The 13,908-nt window shown below is 66.7% G+C and carries 11 protein-coding genes; 7 read left to right on the forward strand and 4 right to left on the reverse strand.

The features are described 5' to 3' along the window. Positions 1–500, forward strand: a 500-nt coding sequence (locus N536_RS38595; RefSeq protein ID WP_036436604.1) for an aldehyde dehydrogenase family protein, incomplete at its 5' end; no start/stop codon positions are given. Between the two features lie 2 nt (positions 501–502). Here N536_RS38595 and N536_RS0115870 read toward each other — a convergent pair. Further along, entirely contained in the window at positions 503–1,276 is a 774-nt protein-coding gene (locus N536_RS0115870) for a sulfite exporter TauE/SafE family protein (RefSeq protein ID WP_029114504.1), read from the reverse strand. Between the two features lie 71 nt (positions 1,277–1,347). Then, entirely contained in the window at positions 1,348–2,727 is a 1,380-nt protein-coding gene (locus N536_RS0115875; RefSeq protein ID WP_029114505.1) for a rhodanese-like domain-containing protein, read from the reverse strand. A 218-nt stretch (positions 2,728–2,945) separates the two neighbouring features. Here N536_RS0115875 and N536_RS0115880 point away from each other — a divergent pair, with 218 nt between their 5' ends. Together N536_RS0115880 and N536_RS0115885 are read left to right on the forward strand one after the other, a co-directional pair. Further along, complete coding sequence (locus N536_RS0115880; RefSeq protein ID WP_081809231.1) at positions 2,946–3,524, forward strand: rhodanese-like domain-containing protein; 579 nt, start codon at positions 2,946–2,948, stop codon at positions 3,522–3,524. Positions 3,525–3,610: 86 nt separating this feature from the next. Next, positions 3,611–3,880 (forward strand): metal-sensitive transcriptional regulator, encoded by a 270-nt coding sequence (locus N536_RS0115885; RefSeq protein WP_029114507.1) that lies wholly within the window; start codon positions 3,611–3,613, stop codon positions 3,878–3,880. Between the two features lie 127 nt (positions 3,881–4,007). On the opposite strand, the gene N536_RS0115890 is transcribed toward N536_RS0115885, so the two are convergent. Continuing rightward, complete coding sequence (locus tag N536_RS0115890; protein WP_029114508.1) at positions 4,008–6,182, reverse strand: glutamine synthetase III; 2,175 nt, start codon at positions 6,180–6,182, stop codon at positions 4,008–4,010. 250 nt (positions 6,183–6,432) lie between these two features. Between N536_RS0115890 and N536_RS0115895 the strand changes: the two genes are divergently transcribed. From N536_RS0115895 to N536_RS0115910, 4 genes are all read left to right on the forward strand, one after another. Then, positions 6,433–8,778 (forward strand): FdhF/YdeP family oxidoreductase, encoded by a 2,346-nt coding sequence (locus tag N536_RS0115895; RefSeq protein WP_036436608.1) that lies wholly within the window; start codon positions 6,433–6,435, stop codon positions 8,776–8,778. Next, entirely contained in the window at positions 8,771–9,601 is an 831-nt protein-coding gene (gene fdhD, locus N536_RS0115900; RefSeq protein WP_029114510.1) for a formate dehydrogenase accessory sulfurtransferase FdhD, read from the forward strand. The genes N536_RS0115895 and fdhD overlap by 8 nt, the downstream gene beginning before the upstream one ends. A gap of 118 nt (positions 9,602–9,719) precedes the next feature. Beyond that, positions 9,720–11,027 (forward strand): glycosyltransferase, encoded by a 1,308-nt coding sequence (locus N536_RS0115905; protein ID WP_029114511.1) that lies wholly within the window; start codon positions 9,720–9,722, stop codon positions 11,025–11,027. A gap of 5 nt (positions 11,028–11,032) precedes the next feature. After that, on the forward strand, positions 11,033–12,334 hold the full coding sequence (locus N536_RS0115910; RefSeq protein WP_029114512.1) for a nucleotide disphospho-sugar-binding domain-containing protein: 1,302 nt from the start codon (positions 11,033–11,035) through the stop codon (positions 12,332–12,334). An 81-nt stretch (positions 12,335–12,415) separates the two neighbouring features. Here N536_RS0115910 and clpX read toward each other — a convergent pair whose 3' ends face one another. Beyond that, the gene (gene clpX / locus N536_RS0115915; protein ID WP_029114513.1) at positions 12,416–13,696 is read right to left on the reverse strand and encodes an ATP-dependent Clp protease ATP-binding subunit ClpX; all 1,281 of its coding nucleotides are present in this window, start codon (positions 13,694–13,696) and stop codon (positions 12,416–12,418) included. Positions 13,697–13,908 lie beyond the last annotated feature (212 nt).

Below are 13,908 nucleotides of genomic sequence, written 5' to 3' on the forward strand. Positions count from 1 at the left end.
TGGCCTCCTACATCGACGCCGGCGAAGCCGACGGCGCCAAGATCGTCGTCGACGGCCGCCACGTCCAAGCCAACGGCGGCGCCGAAGGGTTCTGGTTAGGGCCCACCCTGATCGACCACGTGACGCCCGAGATGAGCGTCTACACCGACGAAATCTTCGGGCCGGTGCTGTCGGTCATCCGCGTCGAGACCTACGACGAGGCCCTGGATTTGGTGAACTCGAACCCGTACGGCAACGGCACCGCGATCTTCACCAACGACGGCGGCGCCGCCCGGCGCTTCCAGAACGAAGTCCAGGTCGGCATGATCGGCATCAACGTGCCCATCCCCGTCCCGATGGCGTACTACAGCTTCGGCGGCTGGAAGGCGTCCCTGTTCGGCGACAGCCATGCCCACGGCATGGACGGCGTCCAGTTCTTCACCCACCAAAAGGCCATCACCAGCCGCTGGCTCGACCCCAGCCACGGCGGCATCGAACTCGGCTTCCCCCAGAACGCCTGACCCTAGCGGATGAACACGGTATCGACGAGTACGTAGGCAGCCACGGCGAATACCAGGTAGGCGAACCAGTGCTGCAGTCGTCGCGTGGGGAGCTTGGTGCCGTAGTGGCCGGCGATCAACGAGCCCAGGATGGCGGTGCCGACGAATGCGGCGGTAATCGGCCAGTCGATGTTGCCACCACTCAGATGTGAGACGACCCCTGCTGCCGAATTGGCGACGATGGTGAGAAGCGACGTGCCAATGGCGATCGACATCTCCACGCCCAGCATCAACACCAACGCCGGGATGATCAGGAAGCCGCCGCCGACGCCGAACAGCCCCGTGAGCAGACCGACGAGGAACCCGGCAGGGATGGATCTCGGGGCGCAGCGGCGCCAGTTGATTCCGGCATCGCCGACCTTGCATGCGGTGCCGGTGTCGCCGTTGTCTTGCAGCATCCGGATTCCCGCCACCACCATCACCATGGCGAAGCCGGTGAGAAGAACTGGCTGCGGTAGGTGTCTACCAATGGCACTTCCGACAAAGGTGGCCGGGATGCCGGCCACCGCGAACACCGCCGCCAGCCGCCACTGCACCTGCCGGGCAAGGATTTTGGGCAACGCACCCACCGCCGAAGCAACCCCAACCACGATCAACGACATCGGGATGGCCTGTTCTATACCCAAACCCAGTACGTACACCAGTGCCGGAACGGCGAGGATGGACCCGCCCCCGCCAAGCATGCCCAGCAGGATGCCGATGACGGCGCCCAGGGCGAGAGCCAATCCGATGTTCACGGGTTCGTCTTTCGGATAGGAGTTCTACGAGGCGCGTTCGCAGCCCGCGGGAGGTGACTGCCTCGGTTCGTTCATGCTTTCTGGACGGCTTCGTCCCACGCGCCGTAGCCGCCAAGGATGTCGCTCACGTCGGTGAAGCCGTTCTGCCGCAGCAGGCTCGCCGCGACCGATGACCGGTAGCCGCCTGCGCAATACACGACGGTTGGTTTGATGGCGTCGAGCTCACCCAGCCGGGCGGGCAGTTGGCCCACCGGGATGGCGATCGCGTTCGGGACGGTTCCGGCCGCGACCTCACCCGAGTTGCGGACGTCGACGATCTGCAAGTCGCGTATGCGCGACGCCCGCTCGTCGAACGCCTTGGCCGTCAACCGCGATGCCACCTGCACGTCGTCCTGGTGGGTGAACATCGCGTGATAGGGCTCGGCCAGATGACCGATCACCCGGTCGAAACCGATTCGGGCGAGCCGGTTCTTGCCTTCCAGCTCTTGACCCGGTTCGGTGAACAGCACTATGTCGACGTCGGACGGCAGCACCGACCCGGCGAACTCCGCGTAGCGGCCCTCGAGTCCGATATTGATCGCATGGCGCAGATGGCCCATGGCGAACTCCTCGGGAGAGCGCCCGTCGACCAGGACGGCGCCGCCTTCCATGGCGGCGCGCATCTGGTCGTAGGTCATCGCCGTCGGCATCTTCGTCTCGTCCAGCAGGCCGCGTTCCTTGCGGTTGAGCATCGCGTCGTAGCCGAAGTAGCCGGGCGCAGGCGGTTGCCCCTCGGTGACGAGTTTCATGAACGTCGCCTTGTCAGGCGCCCGCAGCGCATAGTTCGTCGCCTTCTGGTCACCCATCGTCGACCACAGATCGGTCGACAGGTTCTTGCCACACGCCGAGCCCGCGCCGTGCGCCGGATATACCCGGGTCGCGTCGGGCAGCGTCATCAGCTTGTCGTGCAGTGAGTCATACAGCTTCTCGGCCAATTCCTCGCGGGTGAAACCGATCGAGGCCAGCAGGTCGGGTCTGCCGACGTCGCCAATGAACAGCGCATCGCCGGTCAGCACACCGTAGGGAACCTCGTCGCCGGCATCCTCATACACCACGATGCTCAACGACTCCGGGGTATGGCCCGGGGTGTGGCGGAACTCCAGCGTCACCTCACCGAGCGAGTATCGCTCTCCGTCGGCAACACCCATCGAATCGAACTCTGTCTCGGCGACCGTCGAGTACACGATCTTCGCACCGGTAGCCTGCGCCAACTCCAGGTGGCCCGACAAGAAGTCCGCGTGGAAGTGCGTCTCGATGACCAACTCGATCGTGTAACCCAGCTCCTTGGCGTCGGCTACGTACTCGGCCACGTCACGCTGCGGGTCGACAACGACTGCGCGGCCGGTGGTTTCGTCGCCGATCAGATACGACGCGTGAGAAAGACAATCTAGGTAGTACTGGGTGAACTTCATCTCGCCGGTCCTTTCGTTCAGCGGTGGGTATCGCGCTGATACTTCAACTGTGCCTATACCCCCCTAGGTATGTCAAGTTACCCCAGGGGGTATTGTATTCCTTTACTTGCTAATACCCCTCCGGGTATGTGTACCATAAGCCGGCACAATACCCCCGGTGGTATGTAAGGACCTAGAGGTCTTCGTCACCACCGGCCGTTCCGGAAGGACTGATCACCATGACGGCACCCGCCACCATCGACTCGCACGACCTCAGCGACCGCCTCGGCTCGACGGCACCGCCACGCGTCATCGACGTCCGAACCCCCGGCGAGTTCGACAACGCCCATATCGCGGGGGCCTACAACGTTCCGCTCGACCTCCTGCGCGAGCACCGCGACGAGATTGTCAGGCACCTCGACGAAGACGTGGTGCTGGTCTGTCGCTCCGGTCAGCGCGCCGCCCAGGCCGAGGAAACGCTCCGCAACGCCGGGCTGGCCAACGTGCACATCCTCGACGGCGGGATCACGGCCTGGAAGGCGAAGGGTTTCGCGGTCAACCGCGGAGCCCAGCGCTGGGATCTCGAGCGCCAGGTGCGACTGGTCGCCGGCTCGATCGTGCTGACCAGCGTGCTGGGCAGCCTCGCGGCACCCAAGCTCAAGTGGATGGCCGCGGCGATCGGCGGCGGATTGACCTTCGCGTCGCTGACCAACACCTGCGCAATGGGCATGGCGCTGTCCAAGCTGCCCTACAACCGCGGGGCCGCCCGGGACGCCCAGACGATCGTGTCGCAGCTCGTCGATTCCAGCCCCGGCTGATCGGAAGGCGAATGGACCTCGCTCTGACCACCACGGGAATACCCCCACGGGTACCATCGCTATGGGTTTAGAAGGGAGCGTTGATCATGGTTGGTGACGAAGAGGCGATGGCTGCGGTGCTCAACCGACTGCGCCGCGCACAGGGCCAGCTCGCCGGGGTGATCTCGATGATCGAGCAGGGGCGCGAGTGCAAGGACGTCGTAACGCAGTTGGCGGCGGTATCGCGTGCCCTGGACAAGGCGGGATTCAAGATAGTCGCGACCGGATTGCGGGAATGCCTGACTGGAGAAGCCGCTGACGGCAAGGAGCCGATGACCGAGGCAGAGCTGGAGAAGCTGTTCCTCGCCTTGGCCTGACTTGCCCATCGAGCCCCGGCCCGGTTCCCACTCTTGCAGAACGCCTGACCCCGCTCGAGAGTGCGGATTCGTACACCGCGAAGGCGTGTCGCGTACGAATCCGCACCCTCGGCGGGCAAGCGGGCGATCAGAGGATGTAGAGCATCTCCTGGTACGTCGGCAGCGGCCAGAGGTCGTCGGCCACAACGCCTTCCAGCGTGTCGGCGGCGGCACGCACCCCGTCCATCAGGGCCAGCAGACTCTGCGCGTGCGCGGCCTCTTCCGCCGCGGTATCCCCACCGTGCGCGGCCATGGCCTCCTTGAGCGCCGTCAACGCACCGGTCAACTCGGAGATCGGCGTCGAAACTGCCTGCAGCAGCGTGATGTCCGGCTCGATGCCTGCCGCCTTCAGCGTCGCGACGTTCTGCGCCAGCTCGGTCTGGTAGCGGATCGCCGCGGGCAGAATCACGGTGGATCCGACCTCGAGCGTCAACTTGGCTTCGACGGCCACCGTGAGGGCGTACATCTCGTAGCGGACCTCGACGCGGCTCTCTAGTTCCCGCGCGTTGAAGACGCCGTACTTCTCGAAGACCTCGATTGCCTCGGGCTTCACCAGCTCCGGGATGGAGTCCAGCGTGGTCTTGAGGTTCGGCAGACCACGCTCGGCGGCCTCGACCTGCCAGTTGTCGGAGTAGCCGTCACCGTTGAACACGATGGCGCCGTGCTCGGTGATGATCTCGGTGAGCAGCTTCTGCACGGCCATGTCGAAGTCCTCGCCCTCGCCGACGGCCTTCTCCAGCCAGGTGGCCATGTAGTCGAGCGAGTCGGCCATGATCGTGTTGAGGATGATCATCGGGACGTTGATGGTCTGCCCGGAGCCCGGCGCGCGGAACTCGAAGCGGTTGCCGGTGAACGCGAACGGGCTGGTGCGGTTGCGGTCGCCGGGATCGGTCGGCAGCACCGGCAGCGTGTCGACGCCGATGATCATGCTGCCCTTGCCCTTCGACGACGTGGCCGCACCCTTGGCGATCTGCTCGAACACGTCGGCCAGCTGGTCGCCGAGGAAGATCGAGATGATCGCGGGCGGGGCCTCGTTGGCGCCGAGGCGATGGTCGTTGGTGGCCGAGGCCACCGAGACCCGCAGCAGGCCGGAGAACTTGTGCACGGCACGGATCACCGCGGCGCAGAACACCAGGAACTGGGCGTTCTCGTGCGGGGTGTCGCCGGGCACCAGCAGGCTGCCGAACTGCGCGTTGCCCATCGAGAAGTTGACGTGCTTGCCCGATCCGTTGACGCCTGCGAACGGCTTCTCGTGGAACAGGCACTCCATGCCGTGCTTCTTGGCGATGGTCTTGAACGTGGTCATCAGGAGTTGCTGATGGTCCGCGGCGATGTTGGCCCGCTCGAACATCGGGGCGATCTCGAACTGGCCGGGGGCCACCTCGTTGTGCCGCGTCTTCGCCGGGATGCCGAGCTTGAACAGCTCGCGCTCGGTGTCCATCATGAAGCCGAGCACCCGCTCGGGGATGGCGCCGAAGTAGTGGTCGTCGAATTCCTGGCCCTTGGGCGGCTTCGAGCCGAACAGCGTGCGGCCCGCGTTGATCAGGTCGGGACGCGCCAGGAAGAAGTGCCGATCCACGAGGAAGTACTCCTGCTCGGGCCCGCAGAACGACACGATGTGGTCGAAGTCCTTGTGCCCGAACAACTTCAGGATGCGCTCGGCCTGCGCGCCCATGGCCTGCTGGCTGCGCAGCAGCGGCGTCTTGTAGTCCAGCGCCTCACCGGTCATCGAGACGAACACCGTCGGGATGCACAGCGTGTTGCCGTTCGGGTTCTCCAGGATGTACGCCGGGCTGGTGACGTCCCAGCCGGTGTAGCCGCGTGCCTCGAACGTGCTGCGCAGCCCACCCGACGGGAAGCTGGACGCGTCCGGCTCGCCCTGGATCAGGGTCTTGCCGGCAAACTCGGCCAGCGTCTGTCCGTCGCCGACGGGCTCGAGGAAGCTGTCGTGCTTCTCCGCGGTCAGCCCGGTCATCGGGTAGAAGACGTGCGCGTAGTGGGTGGCGCCCTTCGACAGCGCCCAGTCCTTCATCACCGAGGCGACGGAGTCGGCGATGGCCGGGTCGAGCTTGGCGCCCTTCTCGATGGTCCCGACCACGGACTTGTACACCGACTTGGGCAGCCGCAGCCGCATCTCGGCCAGGGTGAAGACGTTCGCACCGAAGATCTCGCCGGGCGCCTCGGTGGGGTCGAAGCTGATCGCTGGAGGCACGTACGCCTCGACGTTGTTGATCGCCTGCAGACGTACTGCGTTTCCGCTCAATGGAGTTCCTATCCCCGCATGCGTCCGCAACCGTTTCGCGGACTAGACCGGCCCACATTAGGAGCGCCGAGTTCCGGGACTGTTACGCGCACGTCACCGACAGAAGGCGGGTGCCGCTGTTTGCTACCCGCGGGTGCCGGATGTTTGCCGCCGCGCGCCGTGAGCGCGGCCCGTCCAGCAGCCGTTCCGGCGCGCGCAGCGGTGGGTTGCCGGGTCTGAACTGCCCACGATCGACGACTAGATTGGTGTCATGTCCACCCGCCGTAAACCGGACCGCGATATCGACGCCACCTACGACGAGCAAGCCGCGGTGGTCACCCCGCGCGAGCACGAGGCGGCCGGGGTCAAGGCCGTGATGGTGTCCCTGAAGCGCGGGCTGGAGCAGATGGGTCCGGTGCGGACGGCGACGACGTTGGCGCGGCTCAACCAGCGACACGGGTTCGACTGCCCCGGCTGCGCATGGCCTGAGGAACCCGGTGGCCGCAAGCTGGCCGAGTTCTGCGAGAACGGCGCGAAGGCCGTAGCCGAGGAAGCCACCAAGCGCCGGGTGACTCCGGAGTTCTTCGCGCGGCACTCGGTGAAGGAACTCGAAGCCCAACCCGAGTACTGGCTGGGCCAGCAGGGCCGCCTCACCCACCCCATGGTGCTGCGCCCCGGCGATACGCATTACCGGCCGATCGAGTGGGACGACGCCTACCGGCTGATCGCCGACGAGCTGCGGGCCCTGTCCAGTCCCGACGAGGCGGAGTTCTACACCTCGGGCCGCACCAGCAACGAGGCTGCCTTCCTCTACCAGCTGCTGGTGCGCAGCTTCGGCACCAACAACCTGCCGGACTGCTCCAACATGTGCCACGAATCATCGGGGACGGCGCTGGTGGATTCCATCGGCATCGGCAAGGGATCGGTGACGGTGCTCGACGTCGAACACGCCGACTGCATCCTGATCGCCGGACAGAACCCCGGCACGAACCATCCGCGGATGCTGTCGGTGCTCGAGAAGGCCAAGGCGGCAGGCGCGAAGATCATCGCGGTCAACCCGCTGCCGGAGGCCGGCCTGATGCGGTTCAAGGATCCGCAGAAGGTGCACGGCGTGGTGGGGCACGGCGTTCCGATCGCGGACGAGTTCGTCCAGATTCGCCTCGGCGGCGACATGGCGTTCTTCGCCGGTCTGGGCCGCCTCTTCCTCGAGGCCGACGACAAGGACCCGGGTTCCGTGCTCGACCGCGACTTCATCGCCGAGCACTGCGCCGGGTTCGACGACTACGAGAAGCAGGCCCGCGCAGTCGACCTGGACACCGTGGTCGAGGCGAGCGGTATCGATCGCGAGCAGCTCGAGCGGGTCGCCCGGATGCTGATCGCCTCGGAGCGGACGGTGTTCTGCTGGGCGATGGGACTGACCCAGCACCGGCACGCGGTCGCCACCATCGGCGAAGCCACCAACCTGCTGCTGATGCGCGGCATGATCGGCAAGCCCGGCGCCGGCGTGTGCCCGGTCCGCGGGCACTCGAACGTCCAGGGCGACCGGACGATGGGCATCTGGGAGAAGATGCCCGAGGATTTCCTGGCGGCGTTGGACACGCGGTTCGGCATCACCAGTCCGCGCAATCATGGGCACGACGTCGTCGACGCGATCCGGGCGATGCGCGACGGTCGTGCCCGGGTATTCATCGGCATGGGTGGCAACTTCGTCTCGGCCACCCCCGACACCGGCGTCACCGAGGCGGCGTTGCGCAGTTGCGCTCTGACGGTGCAGATCTCGACCAAACTGAACCGCAGCCACGTCGTGCACGGCGCAACGGCACTCATCCTGCCGACGCTGGGCCGCACCGACCGCGACCTCCGCGACGGCCACAAGCAGCTGGTGTCGGTCGAGGACTCGATGTCCATGGTGCACCTGTCGCGCGGCAGCCTGACGCCGCCGAGCGAGCACCTGCGCAGCGAGGTCGCGATCGTCTGCGAGCTCGCCAGAGCGATTCTCGGCGAAGCAAATCCGGTGCCGTGGGAAGAGTTCGCGGCGGATTACGACCTTGTCCGCGACGCCATCGCCGACGTCGTTCCCGGGTGCGAGGACTACAACACCCGGGTGCGCCAGCCGGACGGCTTTCAGCTCCCGCACCCGCCCCGAGACTCGCGCGAATTCCAGACCACGACCGGCAAGGCCAATTTCGCGGTGTACCCGCTGGAGTGGGTGCCGGTTCCGAAGGGCCGGTTGGTGCTGCAGACGCTGCGCAGCCACGATCAGTACAACACCACGATCTACGGCCTCGACGACCGCTACCGCGGGGTCAAGGGTGGGCGGAGGGTGGTGTTCGTCAACCCGGCCGACATCGCCTCGCTCGGCCTCGCCGAGGGCACCCGCGTCGACCTGATCTCCGAGTTCACCGACGCCGCAGGCCACGTCGAGGAGCGTCGCGCCAAGGACTTCCTCGTCGTGCCGTATTCGACGCCGGTCGGCAACGCCGCGTCGTACTACCCGGAGACCAATCCGCTGGTGCCGCTGGATCATACGGCCGCGAAGTCGAACACGCCGGTGTCCAAGGCGATCGTGATCAGGCTGGAGCCGGCAGGCATCGATCAGGCGGCGGGCGATGGGTAGGGTCACCGCGCGACGGCGCGCCAACCACCTCACGGCCGACTCGGTGACCACCCGCCCCGAGACGCTGGCCGTCGAAGAGCCCCTCGAGTTGCGCGTCAACGGCGCCGCGATCACCGTCACGATGCGCACGCCGGGCTCCGACGTCGAACTGGTGCAAGGCTTTCTGCTCACCGAGGGCGTGATCGGCCGACGCGATGACATCGCCCGCGTCGAATACTGCCGCGGCGCGGGGCCGGACGGCGCCAACACCTACAACGTCCTCGACGTCACCCTGGCACCCGGTGTGGCAATGCCTGACGTGGACGTGACGCGCAACTTCTACACCACGTCGTCGTGCGGGATTTGCGGCAAGGGCTCCATCGACGCCGTCCGGACCATCAGCCGGCACTCGCCCGGCGACGATCCGACCGTGGTCGCCGCCGAAGCGCTGTCGGCGATGCCCGACCGCCTCCGCAGTGCGCAACGCGTGTTCGCCAGCACCGGCGGTCTGCACGGCGCCGCGTTGTTCGACGCCGACGGCACCGTGCTCGTCGTGCGGGAGGACATCGGGCGGCACAACGCCGTCGACAAGGTCATCGGCTGGGCGGTCGAAAACGAGCGCATCCCCCTGACCGGCACCGTGCTGCTGGTCAGCGGACGCGCCTCGTTCGAGCTCACGCAAAAGGCCGTCATGGCGGGCATTCCGGTGCTCGCCGCGGTGTCGGCTCCGTCGTCGCTCGCCGTCGATCTGGCCAGCCAGGCCGGACTGACCCTGGTGGCGTTTCTGCGCGGCGAATCGATGAACGTCTACACCCGGCCGGATCGGGTCAAGCACGCCGGATAGCAGCTGTACCTGCAATCTCCACCCAATCTCCACACAACCTCCAAGCTCGACTGCCCCCTGGTCGCGCAGCATCGACTCCTGTCGATACACGCACCAGACCAGTGAGGGAGCCATCGTCGTGGCGGAGATTCTGATTGCAGCATGCCCACCCATCGGCCACGTCGGCCCGCTGCTGAACGTCGCACGCGGCCTCGTCAGCCGTGGCGACGACGTCAGGTTCCTGACGTCGGCGCGGCACGCCGCCAAGATTCGTGCCACGGGCGCGACCCCACACGCGTTGCCCTACGGCGCCGACTACGACGACTCCTCCTTCGATGCCGACCTGCCAGGGCGCGCCGACACCTCCGGCATTGCCCGGGTGAACTTCGACGTCAAGCACGTCTTCGTGCGCCCGCTGCCGCACCAGGCCGCCGCCCTGGATGAGTTGATGGCCGCCCACCGCTTCGACGCGATCATCGCCGACGCGTTCTTCCTCGGCGTCCTGCCGATGCTGCTCGGTGACCAGACGTCCCGGCCTCCCGTGCTGACCTACACCACGACACCGCTGTTCTTGACGAGCCGCGACACCGCGCCGGGCGGCACCGGGATCCTGCCCGGCGCAGGCATGTTCGGCCGACTGCGCAACCGCGTGCTGAACCTGGCGGCGCAGCAGGCCCTGCTGCGCCCAGCACATCGCGCCGCCGAGACCATGCTGGCGGCACTCTCCCTACCGAAACTGCCGGTGTTCCTGCTGGATTCGGCCGTACTCGCCGACCGCTTGATCGTCCCCACCATCCCCGAATTCGAATACCACCGCAGCGACCTGCCCGCGCACGTGCGGTTCGTCGGAGCGGTCCTCCCCGAACCGGCCGACGGCTTCGTCGCACCGCGGTGGTGGAGGGAGTTGTCCGCCCCGCGCCCCGTCGTGCACGTCACGCAGGGCACCATCGACAACGCCGACCTGGGCCGATTGATCGAACCGACCATCGAGGCGCTGGCCGACGAGGACGTCACCGTGGTGGTGACCACCGGCGGGCGCCCCGTGTCGCAACTGCGAACCCCGTTGCCGCCGAACACGTTCGCCGCCGAGTACATCCCGCATGACGTGCTACTGCCCTCGGTGGACGTCATGGTCACCAACGGCGGGTACGGCGCGGTCCAACGGGCGCTCGCTACGGGCGTGCCCCTGGTGGTCGCGGGCAACACCGAGGACAAGCCGGAGGTGGCCGCGCGGGTCGAGTACTTCGGTGCCGGCGTGAACCTGCGCACCGGCGTGCCGACCGCGGGCGAGGTCCGCCGGGCGGTACGCTCGGTGCTCAACGACGATGGCTACCGGCAGGCCGCCGCGCGGCTACGGATCGCCTACGCCAAGCGGGACGGCGTTGCCGAAATCGCCTCGCTCATCGATGAAGTCATCAGCGAGCGCTCCGTCGCGGGGGCGAAGTAAACGCCATGGCAGAGATCCTCATTGCATCGCTCTCCCCGCTCGGGCACATCAACCCACTGCTCGCCATCGCGCAGGACCTGGTCGCCCGCGGCGACCGCGTCACCGTGATGACGGGCGCGGCACACACCGAAGCCATCCAAGCCACGGGCGCCAGGCCGCATCCCCTCCCCGCGATCGCCGACTTCGACGCGTCGCCGTTCGACTCGTCGGCCCGCGGTCGGACCTCACGCCTGAAGGCGCTCAACCTCGCCCTCATCCGGCTGTTCCTCAACCCGATGCCCCATCAGGCCGCCGAAATGAGCATGGCGACGGCCCGAGGCCACTTCGACGCGATCATCGTCGACTACGGCTTCTTCGGCGTCGTGCCGCTGTTGCTCGGCGACCCCGCGGATCGCCCGCCGGTGGTGTACTTCACGCCGACGCCGCTCATGTTGTCCAGCCGCGACACCGCTCCCACCGGCATGGGCCTTCCTCCCGGTACCGGCACGGTGGGCCGGCTCCGCAACCGGGCGTTGAACCTCTTGTCGCAGAAGGTGATCCTGCGGGAGGCACACCGAACGACCAATGCGATGTTGGCCACCCTCGGCGTACGGGAACTTCCGGTGTTCCTGCTCGACGTCGGCGTGCTGGCCGACCGTTTCATCGTGCCGACGGTGCCCAGCTTCGAATACCCCTGCAGCGACCTGGCGGCCAACGTCAGATTCGTCGGTGCCGTGCATCCACCGTCGTCGCGCTGCTACGTACCGCCGCACTGGTGGGCCGACTTGGACGGCGACCGGCCCGTCGTCCACGTCACCCAGGGCACCGTCGACAATGCCGACCTGTCGCGGCTGATCGAGCCGGCGATCGAGGCGCTTTCCGACGAAGACGTGACGGTAGTGGTCACCACTGGAGGCCGGGATGTGCGCGACATCTCGGTGCCGTTGCCGTCGAATACCCGCGTCGCCGAATACATTCCGCACGACGTGCTGCTGCCCAAGGTCGACGTGATGGTCACCAACGGCGGATACGGCGCGGTGCAACGGGCGGTCTCGACGGGCGTCCCGCTCATCGTGGCAGGCAGCACCGAGGACAAGCCGGAGGTCGCGGCGCGGGTGGCGTGGTCGGGTGCCGGGATCAACCTGAAGACCGGGACGCCCACGCCGACGATGATCCGCGGCGCGGTGCGTGAAATCCTCGACGACGGACGCTTCCTGCGGCACGCCCGCGAGTTGGAGGCGGCCTTCGCCCAGCGGGACGGGATTGCCGAGACCGCCGCGCTCGTCGACGAGGTGATTCGGGAACGACGTCCGAAGGCGAGCCGATGAGCTGCGCCGATCCGTTCTGTCGCCCGCCCGTGCCGCGGCGCAACGACGACGCAGTACGAATCAAGGCCGAAGCCGCAGCGGCTAAGCGCTCTTGTCGCGGCGCTCGGTACGTGTGGGCTTGCGCGGCACGATGGTCGGCAGCACGTTGTCCTCGACGGTCTCCTTCGTCACGACTACCTTGGCGACGTCGTCACGGCTGGGGATGTCGTACATCACCGGCAGCAGGACTTCTTCCATGATGGCGCGCAGCCCGCGGGCGCCGGTGCCACGATGGATGGCCTGGTCCGCGATGGACTCGAGGGCGTCCTCGGTGAACTCCAGCTCGACGCCGTCCATCTCGAACAGCCGCGTGTACTGCTTGACCAGAGCGTTCTTGGGCTCCGACAGGATCTTGACCAACGACTCCTTGTCGAGGTTGGTCACCGATGCGACGACGGGCAGCCGGCCGATGAACTCGGGGATCAGGCCAAACTTGATCAGATCCTCGGGCATGACCTCGGCGAAGTGGTCCTGGGTGTCGATCTCGGCCTTGGACCGCACCTCGGCGCCGAAGCCGAGGCCGCGCTTGCCGACACGGTCGGACACGATCTTCTCGAGCCCGGCGAACGCGCCGGCCACGATGAACAGCACGTTCGTGGTGTCGATCTGGATGAACTCCTGGTGCGGATGCTTGCGCCCGCCCTGCGGGGGCACCGACGCCTGCGTGCCTTCCAGGATCTTCAGCAGCGCCTGCTGGACGCCCTCGCCCGAGACGTCGCGGGTGATCGACGGGTTCTCGCTCTTGCGGGCGATCTTGTCGACCTCGTCGATGTAGATGATGCCGGTCTCGGCGCGCTTGACGTCGTAATCGGCGGCCTGGATCAGCTTGAGCAGGATGTTCTCGACGTCCTCACCGACGTAGCCGGCTTCGGTCAGCGCGGTGGCGTCGGCGATGGCGAACGGCACGTTGAGCATCTTGGCCAGCGTCTGCGCCAGGTAGGTCTTGCCGCAGCCGGTGGGGCCGAGCATCAGGATGTTGGACTTGGCCAACTCGACGGGCTCGGCACGCGAGTCGCGCGTCTTCTCCTGCGCCTGGATGCGCTTGTAGTGGTTGTAGACCGCGACGGCCAGTGTCCGCTTGGCGGTGTCCTGGCCGATGACGTAGCCCTCGAGGAAGTCCCGGATCTCCATCGGCTTGGGCAGCTCGTCGAGTTTGACGTCATCGGCGTCGGCGAGCTCTTCCTCGATGATCTCGTTGCACAGGTCTATGCACTCGTCGCAGATGTACACGCCGGGTCCGGCAATGAGCTTCTTGACCTGCTTTTGGCTCTTGCCACAGAACGAGCACTTCAGCAGGTCGCCGCCATCTCCAATGCGTGCCATTTCCCTGCGGTCCTACTTTCCTGTTCGCCGGTTGTATGGGTCGAGCCGGTTGTGGTGGCCTCGGGGTGTATTTCCCGACGCTACCCGCTTGATCCGGCGCCATGCGACCGATAAAGCCGAATCGCGTCGGTGATATTTACCTGCGTTGGAGGAGAACATATCTCCTGCGCTCCCCCGCAGCCCGTCGTAACGCGCCACCGTGTCGTTGGCGT

Origin of the sequence: Mycobacterium sp. URHB0044, assembly GCF_000620625.1 — a bacterium.
In the GTDB taxonomy this organism is placed as follows: domain Bacteria; phylum Actinomycetota; class Actinomycetes; order Mycobacteriales; family Mycobacteriaceae; genus Mycobacterium.

What these genes read in the sequence shown, in the direction of transcription:
- N536_RS0115875 (WP_029114505.1), bottom strand. Translation starts at nt 2,727, where the DNA reads ATGAAGTTCACCCAGTACTACCTAGATTGTCTTTCTCACGCGTCGTAT.
- N536_RS0115880 (WP_081809231.1), top strand. Translation starts at nt 2,946, where the DNA reads ATGACGGCACCCGCCACCATCGACTCGCACGACCTCAGCGACCGCCTC.
- N536_RS0115885 (WP_029114507.1), top strand. Translation starts at nt 3,611, where the DNA reads ATGGTTGGTGACGAAGAGGCGATGGCTGCGGTGCTCAACCGACTGCGC.
- N536_RS0115895 (WP_036436608.1), top strand. Translation starts at nt 6,433, where the DNA reads ATGTCCACCCGCCGTAAACCGGACCGCGATATCGACGCCACCTACGAC.
- fdhD (WP_029114510.1), top strand. Translation starts at nt 8,771, where the DNA reads ATGGGTAGGGTCACCGCGCGACGGCGCGCCAACCACCTCACGGCCGAC.
- N536_RS0115910 (WP_029114512.1), top strand. Translation starts at nt 11,033, where the DNA reads ATGGCAGAGATCCTCATTGCATCGCTCTCCCCGCTCGGGCACATCAAC.
- clpX (WP_029114513.1), bottom strand. Translation starts at nt 13,696, where the DNA reads ATGGCACGCATTGGAGATGGCGGCGACCTGCTGAAGTGCTCGTTCTGT.